This is a genomic window from Actinospineispora acaciae DSM 45401 (assembly GCF_000620785.1).
GTDB classification, from domain to species: Bacteria; Actinomycetota; Actinomycetes; order Mycobacteriales; family Pseudonocardiaceae; genus Pseudonocardia; species Pseudonocardia acaciae.
Map to the genome: position 1 here is coordinate 15705 of NZ_JIAI01000029.1, position 20841 is coordinate 36545.

Below are 20841 nucleotides of genomic sequence, written 5' to 3' on the forward strand. Positions count from 1 at the left end.
TCGCGCGAGTGTGGTCGATCCCACACCTCAAAGCGCGCGGGTTCAAGGGCTCGTTCGTGCTAGATGAGGCGGCGCTTACTCTGGCGGTATGAAGACGATCGGCGTGCTCGCGCTGCAGGGCGACGTGCGGGAACACCTCGCGGCGCTGGAGCGTTGCGGGGTGCGGGCGGTGGCGGTGCGCCGCCCCTCGGAGCTGGACGACGTCGACGCGCTGGTCCTGCCGGGCGGCGAGTCGACCACGATGAGCCGGCTGCTGGAGACGTTCGAGCTGCTCGAACCGGTGCGCAAGCGGCTGGCCGACGGTATGCCCGCCTACGGCTCCTGCGCCGGGATGATCCTGCTGGCCCGCGAGGTGCTGGACGGGCGGCCGGACCAGCGCCAGCTCGGTGGGCTGGACGTGGTGGTGCGGCGCAACGCGTTCGGACGGCAGGTCGACTCCTTCGAGGCCGACCTGGAGATCGCCGGGGTGGAGGGCGGCCCGGTGCGCGCGGTGTTCATCAGGGCGCCGTGGGTGGAGTCGGCCGGCGAGGATGTCGAGGTGCTGGCCACCGCCGAGGGTAGGATCGTCGCGGTTCGGCAGGGGATGGTGCTGGCCACCGCGTTCCATCCCGAGCTGACCGGTGACGGGCGGGTGCACCGCCTGTTCTGCGACCTGGTCCGGGGCGGCGAGCGAGCGTACCCCGCCGCCGGCTAGCCCGGACGTACAACCAAGCACGTGAGAAGGGGCTGGAACTTCCCAGATGAGCGGCCACAGTAAATGGGCGACCACGAAGCACAAGAAGGCCGCCATCGACGCCAAGCGCGGCAAGATGTTCGCGAAGCTGATCAAGAACGTCGAGGTGGCCGCCCGCAACGGCGGCGGTGACCCCGCCGGCAACCCCACGCTCTACGACGCGATCCAGAAGGCGAAGAAGAGCTCGGTCCCGAACGACAACATCGACCGCGCGATCAAGCGCGGCTCCGGCGCGGACGGCGGCGGCGCCGAGTACCAGGCCATCACCTACGAGGGCTACGGCCCGAACGGGGTGGCGGTGCTGGTGGAGTGCCTGACCGACAACCGCAACCGGGCCGCGTCCGAGGTCCGCACCGCGATGACCCGCAACGGCGGCTCGATGGCCGACCCCGGCTCGGTGGCCTACCTGTTCACCCGCAAGGGCGTGGTGATCGTCCCCAAGGCCGAGGGCGGCGCCAGCGACGAGGACGAGGTCCTGATGGCCGTGCTGGACGCCGGCGCCGAGGAGGTCAACGACCTCGGGGAGAGCTTCGAGGTGGTGTCCGAGGCCACCGACATGTTGGCCGTCCGCACCGCGCTGCAGAACGCCGGCATCGACTACGACTCGGCCGACCTGACCTTCCTGCCCTCGGTCTCGGTGCCGCTGGACGCCGACGCGGCGCGCAAGGTGTTCCGGCTGATCGAGGCGCTGGAGGACAGCGACGAGGTGCAGAACGTCTACGCCAACTTCGACGTCTCCGACGAGGTGCTGGCCGAGGTCCAGTAGCCGTCAGGGCGTGATGACGACACGCTCGGTGCCGGCGCTGTTCGTCCAGGCGGCCTCGACGTCGGTCAGGGGGACGGCGCGCGCGTCGATCGTGAACGTGCCGTTGGCGATCTCGGCGGCCAGTTCGGGGAGCTCGGCCATGATGTCGTCGGTGGGGACAGAGCCCTGGCCGCTGCCGACGATGCTCAGGCGGGCGGCGCGCAGCGCGGCCGAGGGGATGGCCGCGCTACGGCCGGCCACGGAGCCGATCTCGATCCAGGTCAGCGGCGTGCCCGGGTCGGCGCGGTTCGTGACGACGGCGGGCATCACGGCGGCGGTGACCGGACCCCAGAGGTAGTCGAGGACGACGTCCACGTCACCGGCGGCCCGCCCGAGGTTCTCGGCGGCGTCTCCGTCCAAGAGGACCGTCGCGTCCGCGCCGAGGTCGGTGAGCGTGGCCAGCCGGTCGGGCCGACGGCCGGCGCCGATCACGCGGCCGGCGCCGAGGTGCTTGGCGACCTGCACGGCCAGCCGCCCGGCGGCGCCCGTCGCGCCCAGCACGAGCACGGCCTGGCCGGGCGCGAAGTCGATGCGTCGGCGCAGCGCGACCCAGGAGGACATCGCGGGGTTCATGGCCGCCGCGACCGACACCGGGTCGCTGCCCTCGGGCAGCACGACGCTGCGGCGCGGGTCGACGAGGGTCCGCTCGGCCATCGCGCCCATCACGGTGTCGAACAGGACGAAGTAGCGCAGGCTGCCGTCCGGCGCCCGGCCCACGCCGTCGATGCCGGGCACCAGCGGAAGCTCCCTGGTGCTGGTGTAGTGCGAGCCGTTGGCCTGCGAGCGGACCCGGGGGTGCAGGCCCGAGGCGAGAACGTCGAGGACGACCTCGTCCGCCGCTCGGGGCGTCGGGGTGGGAAACCGCTGGTAGTGCGGTGGCGTATCGAAAGAGGTGACGACTGCCGCGTGCATGGTGAACTCCAGAGATAAGTGGTAGTACGAACTAAAGTAGATGGTAATACGAACTAAAAGCAAGGTAAGGTGGCGAGCGTGACACCCGACCGCGACCCGGTGTTCGTCGACGTGATGGACGGCCTGGTGCAGACGTCGTTCACCGTGATCGCGCTGCTGAGCCGGGTCGCGGCGGAGCAGGACCTTTCGCTGACGCAGCTGCGGACGCTGGCGATCCTGCGCGACCGCGAGCCGAAGATCTCCGAGCTGGCCGCGTTCCTCGGGCTGGAACGCTCGTCGGTGAGCGGGCTGGTCGACCGCGCCGTCAAGCGCGGCCTGGTGCGCCGGCACGCCAGCGGCGACGACGGACGGGCGGTGCGGGTCAGCCTCACCCCGCACGGACACCGCCTCGCCGCGTCCCTGACCGACCAGGTCGCCGACCTCGTCGCCCCGATGATCGGCAAGCTCGGTACGGGGGACCAGAGGCGGCTCGGCGCCCTGCTGGTGAAGCTGCTGGCCTGAGCGTGTCAGCGGATGTCAGCTGATGTCGGGGAGGTCCCTGAGCTGGCGGCGTGAGGTGACGGCGAGCTTGCGGAAGATGTTGCGCAGGTGGGCGTCGATCGTGCGGGGGCTGAGGAACAGCCGGGCCGCGACCTCCCTGGAGGTGGCGCCGGTGGCGACCAGCCGGGCGATGTGCAGCTCCTGCATGGTGAGCCGGTCGCGGGTGTGCGCGGACCGCGCGCGGGCCTGCTCGCCGGTGGCGCGCAGCTCCTCGGCGGCACGGCGCGCGAACGCCTCCAGGCCCATGGTGGAGAGCCGGTCGTGGGCGGTGCGCAGGTGGCGGCGGGCGTCGCGGCGGCGGCCCTGGCGGCGCAGCCATTCGCCGTACAGCAGGTGCGCCCTGGCGCGGTAGGGCGCCGCCGGGGTCTGCTCGAGGCGCTCGATGGCATCGAGGTAGTGGCTCTCGACCCCGGTGACCAGCGCGTTCGCGTATGACGCGACCCCGAGGCCCCAGGCGTTGCCGCCGGCCTCGGTGCGGTCGGTCAGCGCGCGCAGGGCCGAGGCGGCCTCGGCGGGTTCGCCGCATCGGACCGCCGCCTCCACCAGCTCGGGCAGCGCGATGCCGGCCAGGAAGAGGTCGCCGTGCGCGGTGGCCTGGCGGGCGGCGGCCAGCGCCGAGGGGTAGTCGGCCAGGCCGTTGTTCAGCACGGCCGTCGCCCAGTGCACGTTGGCGATCATCTGCCCTTCGCCGCGCGCCGTCGCCTCGGCGGTGACCGTTCTGATCAGCTCCAGGGCCTGCGTGCGGCGCCCGCGCATCGCGGCCAGGTGCAGCCGGGGGTAGGCCAGCGGCCGCGCGCCGACGGCATCGGCCACCGCGGCCTCCTCGGCGATCGTCGCCATGGCCAGCGCGAGGTCACCGGTGTGCACGGCGGCGGCCGAGGCGGCGCCGAGGCCGAGGCGGAGCGTGAGGTGCCGCCCGGACTCGCGGCCCGCCTTGATCAGCCGCTCGCTGATCTCCACGTAGGTGTCGAGGTCCCACAGCTCGGCCGCGAGCATCCCGGCCAGCGCGGGGCGCTCCTCCCACACGGCGCTGTCGCCGTCGGCCAGGATCGGGCGCAACAGCGGTGCGGCTGCCCGGTGACCGTCCGTACTCAGCACGATCAGCGCGTCCAGGAGGTCGGCGGGCCCAGGCTTGGATTCGGTCAGGGTCGGGGCGGAGCGGGCCGCGTCCACGACCATGTCCATGACGCCGCTGGCCCGGCCGACGACCAGGCCCATCTCCATCGCGTCCAGGAAGCAGCCGCGCGACCACGCCGGATCCAGGTCGGCGAGCCGGTGCGCGGCGCGCAGCATGAACGCCGGGCCGTCGCCGTCGCTGTGCCGCACGAACGCGACCCGTCCGCGCAGCAGCTCGACCCTGGCGCGCTGGCGCTGGTCGGGCGCGCCCACCTCGACGGCCGTGAGCAGCTCGGTGGCGGCGTCGGCGTCGCCGGCGTCGAGCTTGGCCCGCGCGGCCGCGAGCGTGCGCTCGGTGCGCCGGGCCGGGTCCAGCGACAGCGCCGCCGCGCGTTCGAGGAAGGCCGCGGCCGCCGCGATGCCGCCCCGGGCCTGGGCGCGCGACGCGGACCGCTCCAGCTCCGCCGCGATCTCCTCGTCGGGCCCGGCACCGGCCTGGGCCCGATGCCAGGCGCGCCGGTCGGGATCGAGGGAAGGATCGGTGACCTCGGACAACGCCCGGTGCGCGGCGCCGCGCAGGTCCGCGTCCGCGGCCCGGTACACCGCTGACCGCGCCAGCGGGTGGCAGAACCGCACGCGCGCCCCGAACTCGACCAGCCCGGAGGCGGCCGCCGCGCCGCCGGCCGTCGCCTCGATGCCCAGCCGTCCGGCGGCGGGCCACAGCAGCGCGGGGTCACCGGTCGGGTCGGCGCTCGCGATGGTCAGCAGCGTCCGGGCCTCGGCGGGCAGGGCGTCCAGCCTGGCCCGGAAGCCGCGCTCGATCCGGTCCGAGACCGACGACCGGTCGGGAGGGGCGAACCCGCCGGCCCTGGGCAGCTCGATCAGGGCCAGCGGGTTGCCGCGCGCCTCGGCCAGGATCCGGTCGCGCACCTGCTCGTCCAGCGGCGCGCGGTGCCCGGCCAGCAGCGCGCGGGCGTCGGCGTCGCCCAGCGGCTCGACGGCCAGGCCCGGCAGCCCGTCGAGCGCGCCGGTCGGGCGGGCGGCCAGCAGCATCGCCACCGGCTCGGAGGAGATCCGCCTGGCGACGAAGGCCAACGCCCGCGCCGAGGCGTCGTCCAGCCAGTGGGCGTCGTCGACCAGGCACAACAGCGGCCGCGAGCGGGCCGCGTACCCCAGCAGCCCTAGGGTGGCCAGGCCGATCCGGAACATGTCCGGCGCGCCGTCGGCCAGCCCGAACGCGCCCTGGAGCACGTCGCGCTGGCCGGCGGGCAGCTCGTCGAGGTGGCCCAACAGCGGCACGCACAGCTGGTGCAGGGCGGCGAACGGCAGCTCGGTCTCGAACTCCGACCCGGACGCCGAGACGATCCGGAAGCCGGGTCGCCGCGCGTGCTCCAGCAGCGCGCTCTTCCCGACGCCCGCCTCGCCGCGCAGCACCAGGACGCCGCCGTGGCCTTCCCCGGCGGCGTCGAGCAGTTCGTCCAGGCACCGGATCTCGTCCCGCCTGCCGACCAACCGCCGGTGGGTGCGCACGGTGCAAAGGTAGGCGATTTCCACCGACGCGAAGGCGGTCGCGCCGGTGCGAGCGTGACGGGGTGACACGCCCAGCCACGGCCGAGCCGACGCGGACCGCCCGCGCCACGGTGCTCGCCGCCGCGACGTTGACCATCATGGCGGCGGCGATCATCGCGCCCAGCCTGCCGGCGATGCGGCAGGAGTTCGCCGACGTCGCCGGGGTGGACCTGCTGGTACGGCTGGCGCTGACCGTCACCTCGCTCGCGATCGCGATCAGCGCGCCGCTGTCCGGGGTCGTCGCGGACCGGCTGGGACGCCGGCCGCTGCTGGTGGCCGGCCTCGCGCTGTACGCCGTCTCCGGAGCGGCCGGGTTCTTCGTCACCGACCTGGTCCCGCTGCTGGTCAGCAGGGCGCTGCTCGGCGTCGCGGTGGGCGGGATCATGACGGCGGTCAGCGCCACGATCACCGACTGGTTCGACGGGCCGAGGCGGGCGTCCTTCCTCGGGCTGCAGCAGGCGGCCGCGAGCCTGGGCGGGGTGGTGTTCCTGCCCCTGGCCGGGGCGCTGGCGGCGGTGAGCTGGAAGGCGCCGTTCTGGCTGTACACGATCTCGGCGGTCCTGGTGCCGTTCGCGCTGCTCGCCGTGCACGAGCCGTCCGAGCCGGGCGAGCCGGGCGAGCAGCGGCGTGGTGCGGCGGCCGGTCGGCCCGTCGCGCCCGGCGGGAACCGGCACCCCGGGCGCATCGCCGGCATCTACGCGCTCGCGCTGGTGGCGACGCTGGCGTTCTACATGGCGCCGACCCAGCTGCCGTTCCTGCTGGTCCGCTTCGACGCCGGGCCCACTCTGGTCGGCGCGGTGATCGCCGGGAGCACGCTGACCGGTGGCATCGCCGCCGTCGCCTTCCAGCCCGTGCGCCGCCGGCTCAGCGCCACCGCGATCACGGCGGTCAGCCTCGCGCTGCTGGGCGTGGGCTGGGCGCTGGTCGGCCTTGCGGACGCGCTCGCCCTGGTCGTGCTCGGGCTGCTGGTCGGCGGCGTCGGCGTCGGGCTCATCGTCCCCAACCTGAACCTGCGGCTGGCCGAGCTGGCCGGCCCCGACCGGCGCGGCCGGGTCCTCAGCGGCCTGGTCACCGGGATCTTCCTCGGGCAGTTCCTGTCGCCGCTGGTCGTGCAGCCCCTGCTCCAGGCCGCCGGAATCGCCGGCGCCTTCACCTGGTCCGGCGTCGCGCTCGCACTCGGCGCGTTCGGCGCCGCCCTCGCGTCCGGAAGACACACACATCGAAAGGGAGATCGATGATCATCTACCACGGTAACCGTTTCACCTTCAAGCCCGAGGCCCGGCCGGAGCAGATCGAGCGGGCGCTCGACAGCCTGCGCAACCAGGGCCGGGTCGTCCCGTCGGTGACGTCCTTCACCGTCGGCCGGGACTTCGGCGGCGAGTTCGAGTGGGGCGCGATGTTCGTGATCGAGAACGGCCTCGACGGCTACTGGGAGTACCTCACGCACCCCGCGCACCTCAACACCGACCGGGTAGGCCTGCCCCTGGTCGACAGGTTCATGTCGTTCGACATCACCGACGGCACCGACCCCGAGGTCGGCGCGAAGATCGCTGAGCTGCACCAACGCCGCTTCGACGCCATGCCCGACATCAACGACCTGGTCTCCGGGCTCGGCGAGTACACCGGCTCCGCCGCGCCCGGCCCGCACGGCAAGCCCTGAGATTTGCGCAAGCACAGCGATCGAGCGGTACGCGGCCGGCCCAGCCGTCTCTTAACCTGTCGCCCACATCGACAAGGAGGTCGTGATGGGTCGGTCCAGGTATCTGGTCAGGGTGGTGACGATCGGTGCCGTCGCGGCGGCGCTGGCCACGGCGGGCTGCAGCGCGGAGCGCACCGGCGGGGGTGGGGGCGCCGGCGGTTCCAACGGACCGGTGAAGATCGGCCTGGTCACCAAGACCGACACCAACCCGTACTTCGTCACCCTGCGCGACGCGGCCAAGGCGGCGGCCCAGCAGCAGGGCGCCGAGCTGGTCGCGCTGGCCGGCAAGTTCGACGGGGACAACGAGGGCCAGGTGGCGGCCATCGAGAACCTGGCGCAGCAGGGCGTCAAGGGCATCCTGATCACGCCGAGCAACTCCACCGGGATCATCGGCGCGCTGCGCAAGGCCCGCGACCGGGGCATCACGGTGATCGCGCTGGACACCGAGACCCAGCCGAAGGACGCGGTGGACGCGACCTGGGCGACCAACAACCTGGAGGCCGGCGAGAAGCAGGGCGGCTACGTCAAGACCGCGCTCAACGGCGCCGCGCCCAAGCTGCTCATGATCGACGGCACCCCCGGGGCCGCCGTCGACCAGCAGCGCCACGACGGCTTCCTCAAGGGCATCGGGCTGGCCGAGGGCGCACCGGAGATCATCGGCACCCAGGCGGCCAACGGCGACCAGAACAAGGCGCAGCAGGCCATGGAGAACCTGCTGGCGCGCTCCACCGACGTGAACGCCGTCTACACCATCAACGAGCCGACCGGCCGGGGCGCGTACGCCGCGCTGTCCGCCAAGGGCCTGGCCGGCAAGGTGGCGGTGGGCTCCATCGACGGCGGCTGCCAGGGCGTGCAGGACGTCAAGTCCGGCAAGTACGCGGCCACCGTGATGCAGTTCCCGAAGAAGATGGCCCAGGAGGGCGTCGCCGCCGTGGTGACCTTCGCCAAGAACGGCACCAAGCCGTCCGGGTTCCACGACACCGGCTCGGAGCTGATCACCGACAAGCCGGTGCCGGGGCTGCCGTCCAAGGACACCGCGTACGGCATGCAGAACTGCTGGGGCTGAGCCCGTGACCGTCACCGCTCGGCGGCCCGGCGTGTCTGAGCTGGTGCTGCGCTACCCCGCGCTGGGGCCGGCGTTCGCGCTCCTGCTCGCCGTCGTGGTGTTCTCGCTGGCCACCGACACCTTCCTGAACGTCGACAACATCAGCCTGGTGGTGGCCCAGTCGCTGGTGGTCGGCACGCTCGCGCTCGGCCAGACGCTGATCATCCTGACCGCCGGCATCGACCTGGCGAACGCCGCGATCATGGTGTTCGGCACCCTGCTGATGGCCAAGCTGGCCGGCGGCTCCGGGCTGGTCGCGCTGGTGGCCGGCGTCGTGCTGTGCGCGTTCTTCGGGGCGGTGTCCGGTGGGCTGGTGACATCGCTGCGGCTGCCGCCGTTCATCGTCACGCTCGGCATGCTGACGGTGGTGGCGGCCTCGTCGCGGATCTTCGCGGCCGGCCAGAGCTTCCCGGTCACCGACGGCCTGCTCGGCGCGCTCGGACGGCACTTCTACCTGTTCGGGCAGATCGAGGTCACCGTCGGCATGGTGCTCGGGCTGGTGATGTTCCTGGTCGCCTGGTACGTGCTGGGCCGCACCGCGTGGGGCCGGCACGTGTACGCGCTGGGCAACGACCCGGAGGCCGCGCGGCTGACCGGCATCCACGTCAACCGCACCCGGTTCAGCGTGTACCTGGTGGCCGGGGTGATCTACGGCATCGCCGCGTGGCAGGCCATCGGGCGGATCCCGAACGCGGACCCGAACGCCTTCCAGACCGGCAACCTGGACAGCATCACCGCGGTGGTGATCGGCGGCACCAGCCTGTTCGGCGGCCGGGGCGGGGTGCTGGGCACGCTGGTCGGCGCGCTGATCGTGAGCGTGCTGCGCAGCGGGCTCACCCAGGCCGGCATCGACAACCTGTACCAGGACGTGGCCACCGGCATCCTGGTGATCGTCGCGGTGGCGCTGGACCAACTGGCCAGGAGGCGGTCGCGGTGACCACCGAAGGCGAGCTTGCGAGCCGAGCAGATAGCGCGGCAGAGGACGTCGTACTGAGGGCCGAGGGACTGGTCAAGCGCTACGGCAGCGTCACCGCCATCGACGGCGCGGACTTCGACCTGCGCAAGGGCGAGGTGCTGGCCGTGATCGGGGACAACGGCGCCGGCAAGACCAGCATGATCAAGGCGCTGTGCGGCGCGCTGATCCCGGACGAGGGCACGATCTGGCTGGACGGGCGGCAGGTGCGGTTCCACTCGCCGCTGGACGCCCGCCACGCCGGCATCGAGACGGTCTACCAGACGCTCGCGGTCGCCCCGGCCATGGACATCGCCGGCAACCTCTTCCTCGGTCGCGAGCTGCGCAAGAAGGGCCTGCTCGGCGCGGTGTTCCGGACGCTGGACCACCGGGGCATGCGGGCCGAGGCGCAGCGCCAGCTCGACGCGCTCGGGGTGGCCACCGTGCAGAACATCGGCCAGCTGGTGGAGACCCTGTCCGGCGGCCAGCGCCAGGCCGTGGCGGTGGCCAGGGCGGCGATGTTCGCGCAACGGCTGGTGATCATGGACGAGCCGACGGCCGCCCTCGGCGTGCGGGAGTCGGCCATGGTGTTGGATCTCATCAGACGGATCCGGGACAACGGCCTTCCGGTCGTGCTGATCAGCCATAACATGCCGCACGTGTTCGAGATCGCGGATCGCATCCACGTGCACCGGCTGGGCAGGCGGGTGGCGGTGGTCAAGCCGGACGACTACGCGATGAACGAGGTGGTGGCGCTGATGACCGGGGCGCTGCGCCTCGGCGAGGACGGCGAGTTGACCAAAGTTGAGCTGAACAACCGGTGAACCGCGCTTCTCGGGGTGTGCTCTGCGTGGGGCTGACCGCGCTGGACGTGGTGCACCACCTGTCCGGTCCGCCTCAGTGGGGTTACAAGCAGCGGTCCGAGGGCGGCGAGCTGGTCGCCGGCGGCCCGGCGGCCAACGCGTCGGTGACCGCCGCCCGGCTGCTCGGGTCCGCACGCCTGCTGACGGCCATTGGCCTGAGTCCGCCCGCCGGCGCCGTGCACGCCGACCTGGCCGCGCACCGGGTCCAGGTGCTCGACCTCGCGCCGGCCGGCTGGTCGGTCCCGGTGGCCAGCGCCTTCGTCGACGTCCGTACCGGGGAGCGAACGGTGGTCTCACCGGGGGCGCTCGGCGCGGGCGGCGTGTCCGGCGAGGGGTACTCGTTCGCCGGCCTGCTGGACGGAATGCGGGCGGTGCTGCTGGACGGACACCACCCGGCGCTGGCCGCGCGGGTGGCCGCCGAGGCCACGGCCGCCGAGGTGCCCGTGCTGCTCGACGCCGGGAGCTGGAAGGACGAGCTGGACGGCGTGCTGCCCCGGGTCTCGGTGGCCGCCTGCTCGGCCGACTTCCGGCCGCCGGGCCAGCCGCGCGCCGGCGACGACCCGCTGTCCGTGGCCACCGTCCTGCACCGGCGGGGGGTACGGACGGTGCTGGTCACCGACGGCCCCCGGCCGGTGGTGTGGAGCACGATGGACGGCGAGCGCGGCTCCGTCGGAGTGCCGGAGGTGCGGGCGGTGGACACGCTCGGCGCCGGCGACGTCTTCCACGGCGCGCTGGCCGCCGCGCTGGCGTCCCGGTGGGGGTCGATCACGGCATGCGCCGCGCTGGCCGCCGAGGTCGCGGCCGCCCGCTGCGCGACGCTGGGCGCCCGAGCCTGGCTGGACTCCCCGGAGGTCTCGGCGCTCGCACAGCGGCTGCGTTCCCGCCGTCCGGTCGCTCGATGACGCCCGACCCCGCCTGGCTGGACAGGGCCTGCCGGCTGGCGGCGTCCGGGCGCGCGCTGCTGGGCATCGCCGGCCAGCCCGGCGCCGGCAAGTCCACGCTCGCCGAGGCCCTGCTGCGCGGTCTCTCCGAACGGGGTGTCGAGACCGCCCTGGTCGGCATGGACGGCTTCCACATCGCGCACCGCGCCCTGGAACGGCTCGGCCTGGCCGAGGTCAAGGGCGCGCCGGAGACGTTCGACGCCGCCGGCTACGTGGCGCTGCTGCGCCGGCTGCGCGCGCCGTCCGACGACGAGGTGGTCTGGGCGCCGGAGTTCCGCCGCGAGATCGAGGACGCCATCCAGTCCGCCGTCCCGATCGCCCCCTCGGTGGCGGTGGTCATCACCGAGGGCAACTACCTGCTGCTGGACGGCCCGTGGCGCCCGGTCCGCTCGCTGCTCGACGAGGTCTGGTACATCGAGATCCCGGACGACGTCCGCCGCCGCCGCCTCGCCGCCCGCCACGAGTTCTACGGCCGCTCGCCCGCCCAGGCCTGGGAACGAACCCTCGGCTCCGACGAACGCAACGCGCGCACCGTCGCCGCCACCCGCACCCGCGCCGACCTCACCATCACACCTGGGTCCTGACCCTGACGGTGACACGCGCTCGCTCGCAAGCTCGCTCGCTGGTGGTCGGTCGCTGCGCTCCCTCTGAATTCCCGACTCGCGGGGGAGCGTGCGCGCGCCTCGGCGCGGGCGGGGGTAGCCTGCGGGCTCGAACACGTGTTCGTGGGAGGGGACGGCGTGCGGGTGCTTGGTGTCGACCCGGGGCTGACCCGGTGCGGCATCGGAGTGGTGGACAGCGCCGGCGGGCGGCGGGTGAGCTGCGTGAGCTACGGGGTGGTGCGCACGCCGGCTGACGCCGAGGTGGCGCAGCGGCTGGTCACGGTGGCGGACGCGGTGCAGGAGGCGATCGCCAGGTACCGGCCGGACGTGGTGGCGGTGGAGCGGGTGTTCAGCCAGACCAACGTGCGCACCGTGATGGGCACCGCCCAGGCCAGCGGCGCGGTGGCACTGGTCGCCGCCCGCGCCGGGCTGCGGGTGGTGTTTCATACCCCGAGCGAGCTGAAGGCCGCCGTGACCGGGTCGGGCCGGGCGGACAAGCAGCAGGTCACCGCGATGGTGACCAAGCTGCTCGGGCTGTCCGAGCGGCCCAAGCCCGCGGACGCGGCGGACGCGCTCGCGCTGGCCATCTGCCACTGCTGGCGCGGGCCGATGCTGGACAGGATGGCCGAGGCGAAGGCGGCCTCGGAGCGGCTGGCCAAGGCGCACAAGGCAAGGCTGGCCGAGGCGGCGAAGGGGAGACGATGATCAGTTCAGTGCGCGGGCCGGTGCTGGCCATCGGGCTGGACCACGCCGTGATCGAGGTCGGCGGGGTGGGCCTGGCGGTGCATGCGACGCCCGCGACCCTGGCCACCCTGCGCCGGGGCGAGCAGGCCCAACTGGCCACCTCGCTGATCGTCAGGGAGGACTCGCTCACGCTCTACGGCTTCGCCGACACCGAGACCAGCGAGCTGTTCGGGCTGTTGCAGACGGTCACCGGGGTCGGACCCAGGCTGGCGCTCGCGACCCTGGCCGTGCTGGAGCCCGACGCGCTGCGCCAGGCGCTGGCCGACGGCGACCTGAAGGCGCTGACCAGGGTGCCCGGCATCGGCCGCAAAGGGGCGGAGCGGCTGGTGGTCGAGCTGCGCGACAAGGTGACCGCCGCCCCCACGGCGCCCGCCACGAACGGCACATCCACGTCCGCCGGCGTGAGCGGCCGCGACCACGTGGTGGAGGCCCTGGTCGGCCTCGGGTTCGCCGCCAAGCAGGCCGAGCAGACGGTGGACGCCGTTTTCGCGGAGAGCAACGGGAACGGCGTTGACACCTCCGCCGCACTGCGCGCCGCGCTGAACAGGCTGGGCGCGTCGCGGTGACGGACCCGGCCCCCCTGTCCGCGCGCGCCGAACCGGAGGACCTGGACACCGAGGCCAGCCTGCGCCCGCGCAAGCTGTCCGAGTTCATCGGCCAGGGCCGGGTGCGCGAGCAGCTCGAGCTCGTACTGGAAGGCGCCCGCCGCCGAGGCGACCCACCCGACCACGTGCTCCTCTCCGGCCCGCCCGGCCTGGGCAAGACCAGCCTTTCGATGATCATCGCCACCGAGATGGGCGCGGCCATCCGGGTCACCTCCGGCCCCGCCCTGGAACGGGCCGGCGACCTGGCCGCCATGCTGTCCAACCTGATGGCCGGCGACGTGCTGTTCATCGACGAGATCCACCGCATCGCCCGGCCCGCCGAGGAGATGCTCTACCTGGCCATGGAGGACTTCCGGGTCGACGTGGTGGTCGGCAAGGGGCCGGGCGCGACCAGCATTCCGCTGGAGATCGCGCCGTTCACCCTGGTCGGCGCCACCACCCGGGCCGGCGCGCTGACCGGCCCGCTGCGCGACAGGTTCGGCTTCACCGCGCACATGGAGTTCTACGAGCCGGACGAGCTGGAGCTGGTGCTGCGCAGGGCGGCCACCATCCTGGAGGTCGACCTGCGCCCGGACGGCGCCGAGGAGATCTCCCGCCGCTGCCGTGGCACGCCACGGATCGCGAACCGGCTGCTCAGGCGGGTGCGCGACTACGCGGAGGTGCGCGCGGACGGCGTGGTGACCCGCGAGATAGCCCGCGCGGCGCTGGCCGTGTACGACGTCGACGAGCTCGGTCTGGACCGGTTGGACAGGGCCGTGCTGACCGCGCTGGTGCGCTCGTTCGGGGGCGGACCGGTGGGCGTATCGACGCTGGCTGTGGCGGTCGGTGAGGAACCCGCTACCGTGGAGGAGGTCTGCGAGCCATATCTCGTGCGTGCTGGCATGCTTGCGCGCACGCCGCGTGGTCGGGTAGCCACCGCCGGTGCGTGGCGACACCTCGACATGGAGCCGCCACCCACCGCCGCGGGGGAGCAGGGGGAACCTCCGCCCACGCTGTTCGAGTGACCCGGCTGGCAGACTCGACGACGCTCACGGAAGTACGGAGACCATGGACCTCACCGCACTGTTGCCGCTTCTCATCATCCTGCTGTTCATCCCCCTGTTCCTCAGCGGCCGCCGGCAAAGGCGGCAGATGCAGGAGATGCAGCAGCTTCAAAGCTCGCTGTCGGACGGCGACGTGGTCGTGACGACCTCCGGGCTGCGCGGCACCGTGGTGGACGCCAGCTACGAGGAGACCATCGACCTGGAGATCGCTCCGGGCGTGGTGACCACCTGGGTGCGCCAGGCGGTCCGGGAGAAGGTCAAGACGACCGAGGACGCCCCGGCCAGCGACTCCGCCGGCTCGACCGGCTCGACCGGCTCGACCGATGAGAAGGTCACCGACGCCGCCGAGAAGGCCGACGACTCCACCCCCGGCCGCACCAGCTCCTGAGGCTCGCGCGAAAGCTGGCCGCGCGCATGCCCGGCCAGCTTCGCAATACCTGTGGATGGCCAGGTATCTGCCTCTGAGCTGCTCGGTAGAGTCGGGGCCGGCGAAAGAAATCTCAAACTTCGAAACCTTGGGAGTTGGCGGACGTGGCACCACCGGCCGGGACAATCCGCCCATGGCGGTACCTGGCGACCTTCGTCGGCATCGTCATCGTGCTTTACGCGCTGGTGTTCTACACCGGTGACCGCAAGCCGAACCCCAAGCTGGGAATCGACCTGCAGGGCGGTACCCGGGTCACTCTGACCGCGCGCACCGAGACCGGCCAGCCGCCGACCAAGGAACAGCTCATCCTGGCCCGAGGGATCATCGACGAGCGGGTCAACGGGCTGGGTGTGAACGGCGCCGAGGTGGTGCAGGACGGCAGCAACCTGACCATCACCGTCCCCGGCGACCAGGGCGACCGGGCCAAGGACCTGGCGCAGACCGCGCAGCTGCGGTTCCGCCCGGTGCTCGGCGCCTACGACGCGGCCGCGCCACAGCCCGGTCCCGGCGGCCAGCCCGCCCCCGGCCAGACGCCCGGCCAGACCGCGCCCGGCCAGCCCGGTGGGGCGAAGCCGGGCCAGCAGCCCGCGCCGTCCGGCGCGCCGGGGCCGGGATCCGCCGCGCCGCACGGCTCCGCCGACCTGGCGCGCGCGCTGGACGCCCCGCCGAACCCGCACCCGCGCCCGCCGGGTCATCCCGGCCAGCCCGCCCCGCCGCCTCCGCCGCCTCCGCCGCCCCCGGCCGACCCCGGCCAGACCGCCGCCGACCCGCAGCTGGCCAAGGAGATCGCGCTGGCCAAGGCGGAGCGGCAGAGCACCGACAAGAACGTGCAGCAGCTCGCCCTGCAGGAGCTGCGCTGCACCAACAACGACGTGCTGCGCGGCTACGACGACCCGAAGAAGCCGCTGATCAGCTGCGACCAGAAGGGCACCGCGAAGTACCTTCTCGGCCCGTCCTTCCTGGAAGGCACCGAGATCGCCACCGCCGCCTCCGGCATGGACGACCGGGGCGCCGGATACGTCGTCAACCTGACGTTCAAGGCCGAAGGCAGCCGGATCTGGGCCGACTACACCGCCGCCAACGTCGGCAAGCAGGCCGCGTTCGTGCTGGACTCCCAGGTGGTGTCCGCGCCGACCATCGAAGGCCCCATCCCCGGCGGCAACACCCGCATCCAGGGCCAGTTCTCCCAGGCCGACGCGCAGAAGCTGGCCGGCGTGCTGAAGTACGGCTCGCTGCCGCTGTCGTTCGCCACCTCCGACGCGGAGACGGTGTCGGCGACCCTGGGCCTGGCCTCGCTGCAGGCCGGGCTGATCGCCGGCGCGGTCGGGCTGGCGCTGGTGTTCATCTGGTGCCTGTTCTACTACCGGGCGCTCGGGATGCTCACGATCCTGTCCCTGGTGCTCTCCGGCGTCATCGTGTACGCGGTGCTGGTGCTGCTCGGCAGGGGGCTGGGGCTGACCCTCGACCTGGCTGGCGTGGCCGGTTTCATCGTGTCGATCGGCATCACCGCCGACTCGTTCGTGATCTTCTTCGAACGGCTCAAGGACGAGGTCCGGGAGGGACGAAGTTTCCGCTCGGCGGTGCCACGCGCCTGGATACGCGCGCGGCGCACGATCCTGTCCGCCGACGCGGTGACCTTCCTGGCCTCGGCGGTGTTGTACCTGCTTGCGGTTGGACAGGTGAAGGGCTTTGCGTTCACCCTGGGCATGTCCACCGTCCTGGACCTGGTGGTGGTATTCCTGGTCACCCACCCGCTGGTCGCGATGGCCTCGAACTCCAGGGTGTTCAGCAGCCCCACGTGGTCGGGGCTCGGTGCGGTGGCCAGGATCGGCGCGATGCGCAGGCGGGCGGCCGCCGCCGCGGTGAGGGGGAGCTGAGATGGCCACGTACACGTCAACCTCAGCGGCGGGCGCCCCCGGCAAGGGTGGGGTGTTCAACCGGCTCTACACCGGCACCGGGGCCTTCGACATCGTCGGCCGCCGCAAGCGCTGGTACTGGACCTTCGCCGTGCTGGTGGTCATCTGCATCGCGTCGATGGTGTTCCGGGGGTTCAACCTGGGCATCGAGTTCGTCGGTGGCACGCAGATCCAGTTCCCGGTGGCCGGGGTGAGCGGCGAGCCCAGCTCCGACCGGATCAACCAGGTGATCAACGGCGCGATCGGCCAGCCGCCGAAGTCCGTCCAGCACGCCGGCAGCGGTGCCTCCGAGACGGTCGTGATCAGGACGGAGGCGCTCACCGGCGCCGAGCAGTTCAAGGTCAGGGACGCGCTGTTCAACGAGTTCCACCCCCGGGGGCAGGACGGCCGGTCCACCCCGAACGTGATCAGCGAGTCGGCGGTCTCGTCCAGCTGGGGCAATGAGATCACCAGCCAGGCGCTCATCGCGCTCGCGGTGTTCATGGTGCTGGTGTCGCTGTTCCTGGCGCTCTACTTCGAGCGCTCGATGGCCATCGCCGCGGTCGTCGCGCTGGTGCACGACCTGGTGGTCACGGCGGGGGTGTACTCGCTGGTCGGCTTCGAGGTCTCGCCGGGCACGGTGATCGGTCTGCTGACCATCCTGGGCTTCTCGCTCTACGACACGGTGGTGGTCTTCGACAAGGTCAAGGAGAACAGCCGGGGCCTGCTCGGGCTGACCCGCCGCACCTACGCCGAGACCGCGAACCTGGCGCTGAACCAGACGCTGATGCGCTCGATCAACACCTCGCTGATCGCCGTGCTCCCGGTGGGCGGGCTGCTCGTCGTCGGCGTCGGGGTGCTCGGCGTGGGCACCCTGGCCGACCTGGCGCTGGTGCAGATGGTCGGCATGATCGCCGGCGCGCTGTCGTCGATCTTCCTGGCCACCCCGATCCTGGTCGACCTCAAGATGCGCGACCGCAGGTACCAGCAGCAGGCGGCCAGGGTGATGACCCGCCGCAAGCGGCTGGCCCAGGCCCGTGACGCGGGCGGTGATGAGGACGAACTGGACGTCACCGACGACGAGGCACTGGGCACCGAGCTGCGGCGGGAGCGGGCGATCACGGCGGCGGCCGGGGTGCCGGCGCGGGCTCCGTCCGCCCGCCGCAACCACACCAGCCGGGCCGAGCGCACCGGGCGGGCGGCCCGGCCCACGGGCAAACGCCGTCGGTGACCACCGACGTGCTGGCCCGCGCGTTCGGGCTGATCCGCGACGTCCCGGACTGGCCGAGCCCCGGCGTGCTGTTCCGGGACATCACCCCGCTGCTCGCCGACGCGAAGGCGTTCGCGTCGGTGATCGAGGCGCTGGCCGAGCCGGCCGGTGACGCCGACGTGGTGGTCGGCGTGGAGGCCAGGGGCTTCCTGCTCGGCGCGGCCGTCGCGCTGGCCGCCGGGGTCGGCGTGGTGCCGGTGCGAAAGGCCGGGAAGCTGCCCCAGGTGGCGGCCAGCCGCGAGTACGAACTGGAGTACGGCACGGCCACGCTGGAGCTGCCGGCCGGCGGGGTGAGCCCGGCCACGAAGACGTACCTGATCGACGACGTGCTCGCCACCGGCGGCACCCTGCGCGCCAGCTGCGACCTGGTCGAACAGGCAGGCGGCATAGTAACCGGCATAGGCGTCCTCCTGGAGCTCGACGCCCTGGCCGGCCGCGCCCAACTGACCGGCCGCACCCTGCACACCCTGCTCCACGGCTGACCCGCTGGGCGCTCGCACACCCACTTCGTGCTCCGCACACGCACTGGAGCAGGTGTGCGGGGCACGAACGGGGTGTGCGGGCCACCGTTCGGCGGGGCCAATGGGACGGTTCGTCTCAGCGGGGGCCGCGCGGGGCCGCGTTTTGGCGGGCGCGTAGTTATCCTCGGTGCGTGGAGTGCGTGTGAGCACGGTTGAGCACCGGCCGGTGGAGCCGGCGGAGAATGCGCCGTCGGGCGGCCAGCCGCGCCCGTCCGCCACTCGCCGGGTGCGCGCACGGATCGCCCGTCGGATCTCACCGCAACGGCCCGGCGTGGTCAAGCCCGTGCTCGAACCGCTCGCCGCCGTGCACCGCCAGCTTCACCCGAACGCCAACCTGGCGCTGCTCCAGCAGGCCTACGACGTGGCCGAGGAGCGACACTCCGGGCAGCGCCGCAAGTCCGGCGACCCGTACATCACCCATCCGCTGTCGGTGGCCACCATCCTGGCCGAGCTGGGGATGGACACCACCACGCTGGTCGCCGCGTTGCTGCACGACACCGTCGAGGACACCGGCTACAGCCTCGAGGAGCTGGGCTCGGACTTCGGTGAGGAGGTCGCGCACCTGGTCGACGGCGTCACGAAGCTGGACAAGGTGAAGCTGGGCGCGGCCGCCGAGGCGGAGACGATCCGCAAGATGGTCGTGGCGATGGCCCGCGACCCTCGGGTGCTGGTGATCAAGCTGTCGGACCGGCTGCACAACATGCGCACGATGCGCTTCCTGCCGCCGGAGAAGCAGGCCCGCAAGGCGCGGGAGACGCTGGAGGTGTTCGCCCCGCTGGCGCACCGGCTGGGCATGGCCGGGGTGAAGTGGGAGCTGGAGGACCTGGCGTTCGCGCTGCTGCACCCGAAGAAGTACGACGAGATCGTGCGGCTGGTCGCGGACCGCGCCCCGTCCCGGGACACCTACCTGCACCAGGTCATCGACGAGGTGAACGCGCAGCTGGAGGGGGCGCGGATCAAGGCCATCGTGGAGGGGCGCCCCAAGCAGTACTACTCGATCTACCGCAAGATGATCGTCAAGGGCAAGGACTTCGACGACATCCACGACCTGGTCGGGGTGCGGATCCTGGTCGACGACGTGCGCGACTGCTACGCCGCGATGGGCATGGTGCACGCGCTGTGGCAGCCGATGCCGGGGCGGTTCAAGGACTACGTGGCGCAGCCCCGGTTCGGGGTGTACCAGTCGCTGCACACCACGGTGATCGGCCCGGACGGCAAGCCGCTCGAGGTGCAGATCCGCACCCACGACATGCACCGCACCGCCGAGTACGGCATCGCCTCGCACTGGCGCTACAAGGAGACCAGGGGCACCCACGGCGCCGGGTCCCAGGGCCAGGCCGTCGAGGTGGACGAGATGGCCTGGATGCGCCAGTTGCTGGACTGGCAGCGGGAGGCCGCCGACCCGGGGGAGTTCCTGGAGTCGCTGCGCTACGACCTGGCGGCCAGGGAGATCTTCGTGTTCACCCCGAAGGGCGACGTGGTGACGCTGCCGTCGGGGTCCACGCCCGTCGACTTCGCCTACGCGGTGCACACCGAGGTCGGGCACCGCTGCATCGGGTCGCGGGTGAACGGCCGGCTGGTCGCGCTGGAGCGCAAGCTGGAGAACGGCGAGGTCGTCGAGATCTTCACCTCGAAGGCAGGCGGCGCCGGGCCGAGCCAGGACTGGCTGGGCTTCGTCGCCTCGCCGAGGGCCAAGGCGAAGATCCGGCACTGGTTCGCCAAGGAGCGCCGCGAGGAGGCCATCGAGGCCGGCAAGGAGGCGATCACCCGGGAGGCGAGGCGCACCGGGATGCCGCTGCAGCGGCTGGTGTCCGCCGACTCGATGGCCGCGCTGGCCCGCGAGCTGCACTACACCGACCTGTCCGGGCTGTACGCGGCGGTGGGGGAGAGCCACGTCTCGGCCAAGCACGTGGTGGCCAGGCTGGTCGCGCAGATCGGCGGCCTGGAGGACGCCGAGGAGGAGCTGGCCGAGCGCGCCACCCCGTCCACCGTGCAGCGCCGGCGCGCGTCCGGCGACTCCGGGGTCGCGGTGGTGGGCGCGGACGGCGGCATGACCGATGTCTGGGTGAAGCTCGCACGGTGCTGCACGCCCGTGCCCGGCGACGAGATCATCGGCTTCGTGACCAGGGGCGGCGCGGTGAGCGTGCACCGCGAGGACTGCACCAACTCGGCGGCGCTGCGCGGCGAGAGCGAGCGATTCGTGGACGTCGAGTGGCACGCCTCGCCGAGCGCGATGTTCCTGGTCAGCATCCAGGTGGAGGCGCTGGACCGGCACCGGCTGCTCTCCGACGTGACGAACGTGCTGGCCGACGAGCGGGTGAACATCCTGTCCGCGTCGGTGACCACCTCGCGCGACCGGGTGGCGGTGTCCCGGTTCACCTTCGAGATGGGCGACCCGAAGCACCTCGGCCACCTGCTGCGGGTGGTGCGCAACGTGGAGGGCGTGTACGACGTGTACCGGGTGACTTCCGCGCGATAGCGCGGCGGGCGCTGCTCGGT

The 20841-nt window shown here is 72.6% G+C and carries 20 protein-coding genes; 18 read left to right on the top strand and 2 right to left on the bottom strand.

Annotated features, from left to right (window positions below):
• The first annotated feature begins 88 nt into the window (after positions 1-88).
• Together pdxT and N912_RS0145980 are read left to right on the top strand one after the other, a co-directional pair.
• Entirely contained in the window at positions 89-694 is a 606-nt protein-coding gene (pdxT, locus tag N912_RS0145975; RefSeq protein WP_028927733.1) for a pyridoxal 5'-phosphate synthase glutaminase subunit PdxT, read from the top strand.
• A 46-nt stretch (positions 695-740) separates the two neighbouring features.
• Entirely contained in the window at positions 741-1499 is a 759-nt protein-coding gene (locus N912_RS0145980; RefSeq protein WP_028927734.1) for a YebC/PmpR family DNA-binding transcriptional regulator, read from the top strand.
• A gap of 3 nt (positions 1500-1502) precedes the next feature.
• Here the strand turns inward: N912_RS0145980 and N912_RS0145985 are convergent, their stop codons facing one another.
• The gene (locus N912_RS0145985) at positions 1503-2450 is read right to left on the bottom strand and encodes a quinone oxidoreductase family protein (RefSeq protein WP_028927735.1); all 948 of its coding nucleotides are present in this window, start codon (positions 2448-2450) and stop codon (positions 1503-1505) included.
• A 78-nt stretch (positions 2451-2528) separates the two neighbouring features.
• Here N912_RS0145985 and N912_RS0145990 point away from each other — a divergent pair, with 78 nt between their 5' ends.
• On the top strand, positions 2529-2951 hold the full coding sequence (locus tag N912_RS0145990) for a MarR family winged helix-turn-helix transcriptional regulator (protein WP_028927736.1): 423 nt from the start codon (positions 2529-2531) through the stop codon (positions 2949-2951).
• 15 nt (positions 2952-2966) lie between these two features.
• Here the strand turns inward: N912_RS0145990 and N912_RS0145995 are convergent, their stop codons facing one another.
• Positions 2967-5636 (bottom strand): ATP-binding protein, encoded by a 2670-nt coding sequence (locus tag N912_RS0145995; RefSeq protein WP_028927737.1) that lies wholly within the window; start codon positions 5634-5636, stop codon positions 2967-2969.
• A gap of 62 nt (positions 5637-5698) precedes the next feature.
• On the opposite strand from N912_RS0145995, the gene N912_RS59000 reads away from it, so the two are divergent.
• The 15 genes from N912_RS59000 (at position 5699) to N912_RS0146070 (ending at position 20821) form a co-directional block, all read left to right on the top strand.
• Positions 5699-6913 carry an MFS transporter gene (locus tag N912_RS59000; RefSeq protein WP_037070153.1) on the top strand — a complete coding sequence of 405 codons (1215 nt, stop codon included), beginning with the start codon at positions 5699-5701 and terminating at the stop codon, positions 6911-6913.
• Entirely contained in the window at positions 6913-7335 is a 423-nt protein-coding gene (locus N912_RS0146005) for a Dabb family protein (protein WP_028927738.1), read from the top strand. Before N912_RS59000 ends, N912_RS0146005 begins: the two co-directional genes overlap by 1 nt.
• An 85-nt stretch (positions 7336-7420) precedes the next feature.
• On the top strand, positions 7421-8440 hold the full coding sequence (locus N912_RS0146010; protein WP_051581733.1) for a substrate-binding domain-containing protein: 1020 nt from the start codon (positions 7421-7423) through the stop codon (positions 8438-8440).
• A gap of 4 nt (positions 8441-8444) precedes the next feature.
• A complete protein-coding gene (locus N912_RS0146015; RefSeq protein WP_028927740.1) occupies positions 8445-9416 on the top strand; it encodes an ABC transporter permease in 972 nt (323 codons plus the stop codon).
• Complete coding sequence (locus tag N912_RS0146020) at positions 9413-10255, top strand: ATP-binding cassette domain-containing protein (RefSeq protein ID WP_051581734.1); 843 nt, start codon at positions 9413-9415, stop codon at positions 10253-10255. The genes N912_RS0146015 and N912_RS0146020 overlap by 4 nt, the downstream gene beginning before the upstream one ends.
• A complete protein-coding gene (locus N912_RS0146025) occupies positions 10252-11196 on the top strand; it encodes a PfkB family carbohydrate kinase (RefSeq protein ID WP_245645941.1) in 945 nt (314 codons plus the stop codon). The genes N912_RS0146020 and N912_RS0146025 overlap by 4 nt, the downstream gene beginning before the upstream one ends.
• The gene (locus tag N912_RS0146030) at positions 11193-11819 is read left to right on the top strand and encodes a nucleoside/nucleotide kinase family protein (RefSeq protein ID WP_028927743.1); all 627 of its coding nucleotides are present in this window, start codon (positions 11193-11195) and stop codon (positions 11817-11819) included. The genes N912_RS0146025 and N912_RS0146030 overlap by 4 nt, the downstream gene beginning before the upstream one ends.
• A gap of 156 nt (positions 11820-11975) precedes the next feature.
• The gene (gene ruvC, locus N912_RS0146035) at positions 11976-12542 is read left to right on the top strand and encodes a crossover junction endodeoxyribonuclease RuvC (protein ID WP_028927744.1); all 567 of its coding nucleotides are present in this window, start codon (positions 11976-11978) and stop codon (positions 12540-12542) included.
• Complete coding sequence (gene ruvA, locus N912_RS0146040; protein ID WP_028927745.1) at positions 12539-13147, top strand: Holliday junction branch migration protein RuvA; 609 nt, start codon at positions 12539-12541, stop codon at positions 13145-13147. The genes ruvC and ruvA overlap by 4 nt, the downstream gene beginning before the upstream one ends.
• Entirely contained in the window at positions 13144-14190 is a 1047-nt protein-coding gene (ruvB, locus tag N912_RS0146045; RefSeq protein ID WP_028927746.1) for a Holliday junction branch migration DNA helicase RuvB, read from the top strand. Before ruvA ends, ruvB begins: the two co-directional genes overlap by 4 nt.
• Positions 14191-14233: 43 nt before the next feature.
• Positions 14234-14617: a preprotein translocase subunit YajC gene (gene yajC, locus N912_RS59005; protein ID WP_037070155.1), complete on the top strand. Its 384-nt coding sequence runs from the start codon at positions 14234-14236 to the stop codon at positions 14615-14617.
• A 143-nt stretch (positions 14618-14760) separates the two neighbouring features.
• Complete coding sequence (gene secD / locus N912_RS0146055) at positions 14761-16533, top strand: protein translocase subunit SecD (RefSeq protein WP_028927747.1); 1773 nt, start codon at positions 14761-14763, stop codon at positions 16531-16533.
• A gap of 1 nt (position 16534) precedes the next feature.
• Complete coding sequence (gene secF / locus N912_RS0146060) at positions 16535-17782, top strand: protein translocase subunit SecF (RefSeq protein ID WP_028927748.1); 1248 nt, start codon at positions 16535-16537, stop codon at positions 17780-17782.
• Positions 17779-18303 carry an adenine phosphoribosyltransferase gene (locus N912_RS0146065; RefSeq protein WP_028927749.1) on the top strand — a complete coding sequence of 175 codons (525 nt, stop codon included), beginning with the start codon at positions 17779-17781 and terminating at the stop codon, positions 18301-18303. The genes secF and N912_RS0146065 overlap by 4 nt, the downstream gene beginning before the upstream one ends.
• A 205-nt stretch (positions 18304-18508) precedes the next feature.
• Positions 18509-20821 carry a RelA/SpoT family protein gene (locus N912_RS0146070; protein ID WP_028927750.1) on the top strand — a complete coding sequence of 771 codons (2313 nt, stop codon included), beginning with the start codon at positions 18509-18511 and terminating at the stop codon, positions 20819-20821.
• The last annotated feature ends 20 nt before the right edge of the window (positions 20822-20841 follow it).

Bases quoted from the DNA above. Each gene is read 5' to 3' on its own strand.
- secF (WP_028927748.1), top strand. From the start codon at position 16,535: ATGGCCACGTACACGTCAACCTCAGCGGCGGGCGCCCCCGGCAAGGGT.
- N912_RS0146030 (WP_028927743.1), top strand. From the start codon at position 11,193: ATGACGCCCGACCCCGCCTGGCTGGACAGGGCCTGCCGGCTGGCGGCG.
- pdxT (WP_028927733.1), top strand. From the start codon at position 89: ATGAAGACGATCGGCGTGCTCGCGCTGCAGGGCGACGTGCGGGAACAC.
- ruvA (WP_028927745.1), top strand. From the start codon at position 12,539: ATGATCAGTTCAGTGCGCGGGCCGGTGCTGGCCATCGGGCTGGACCAC.
- N912_RS0146010 (WP_051581733.1), top strand. From the start codon at position 7,421: ATGGGTCGGTCCAGGTATCTGGTCAGGGTGGTGACGATCGGTGCCGTC.
- N912_RS0145985 (WP_028927735.1), bottom strand. From the start codon at position 2,450: ATGCACGCGGCAGTCGTCACCTCTTTCGATACGCCACCGCACTACCAG.
- yajC (WP_037070155.1), top strand. From the start codon at position 14,234: ATGGACCTCACCGCACTGTTGCCGCTTCTCATCATCCTGCTGTTCATC.
- N912_RS0145980 (WP_028927734.1), top strand. From the start codon at position 741: ATGAGCGGCCACAGTAAATGGGCGACCACGAAGCACAAGAAGGCCGCC.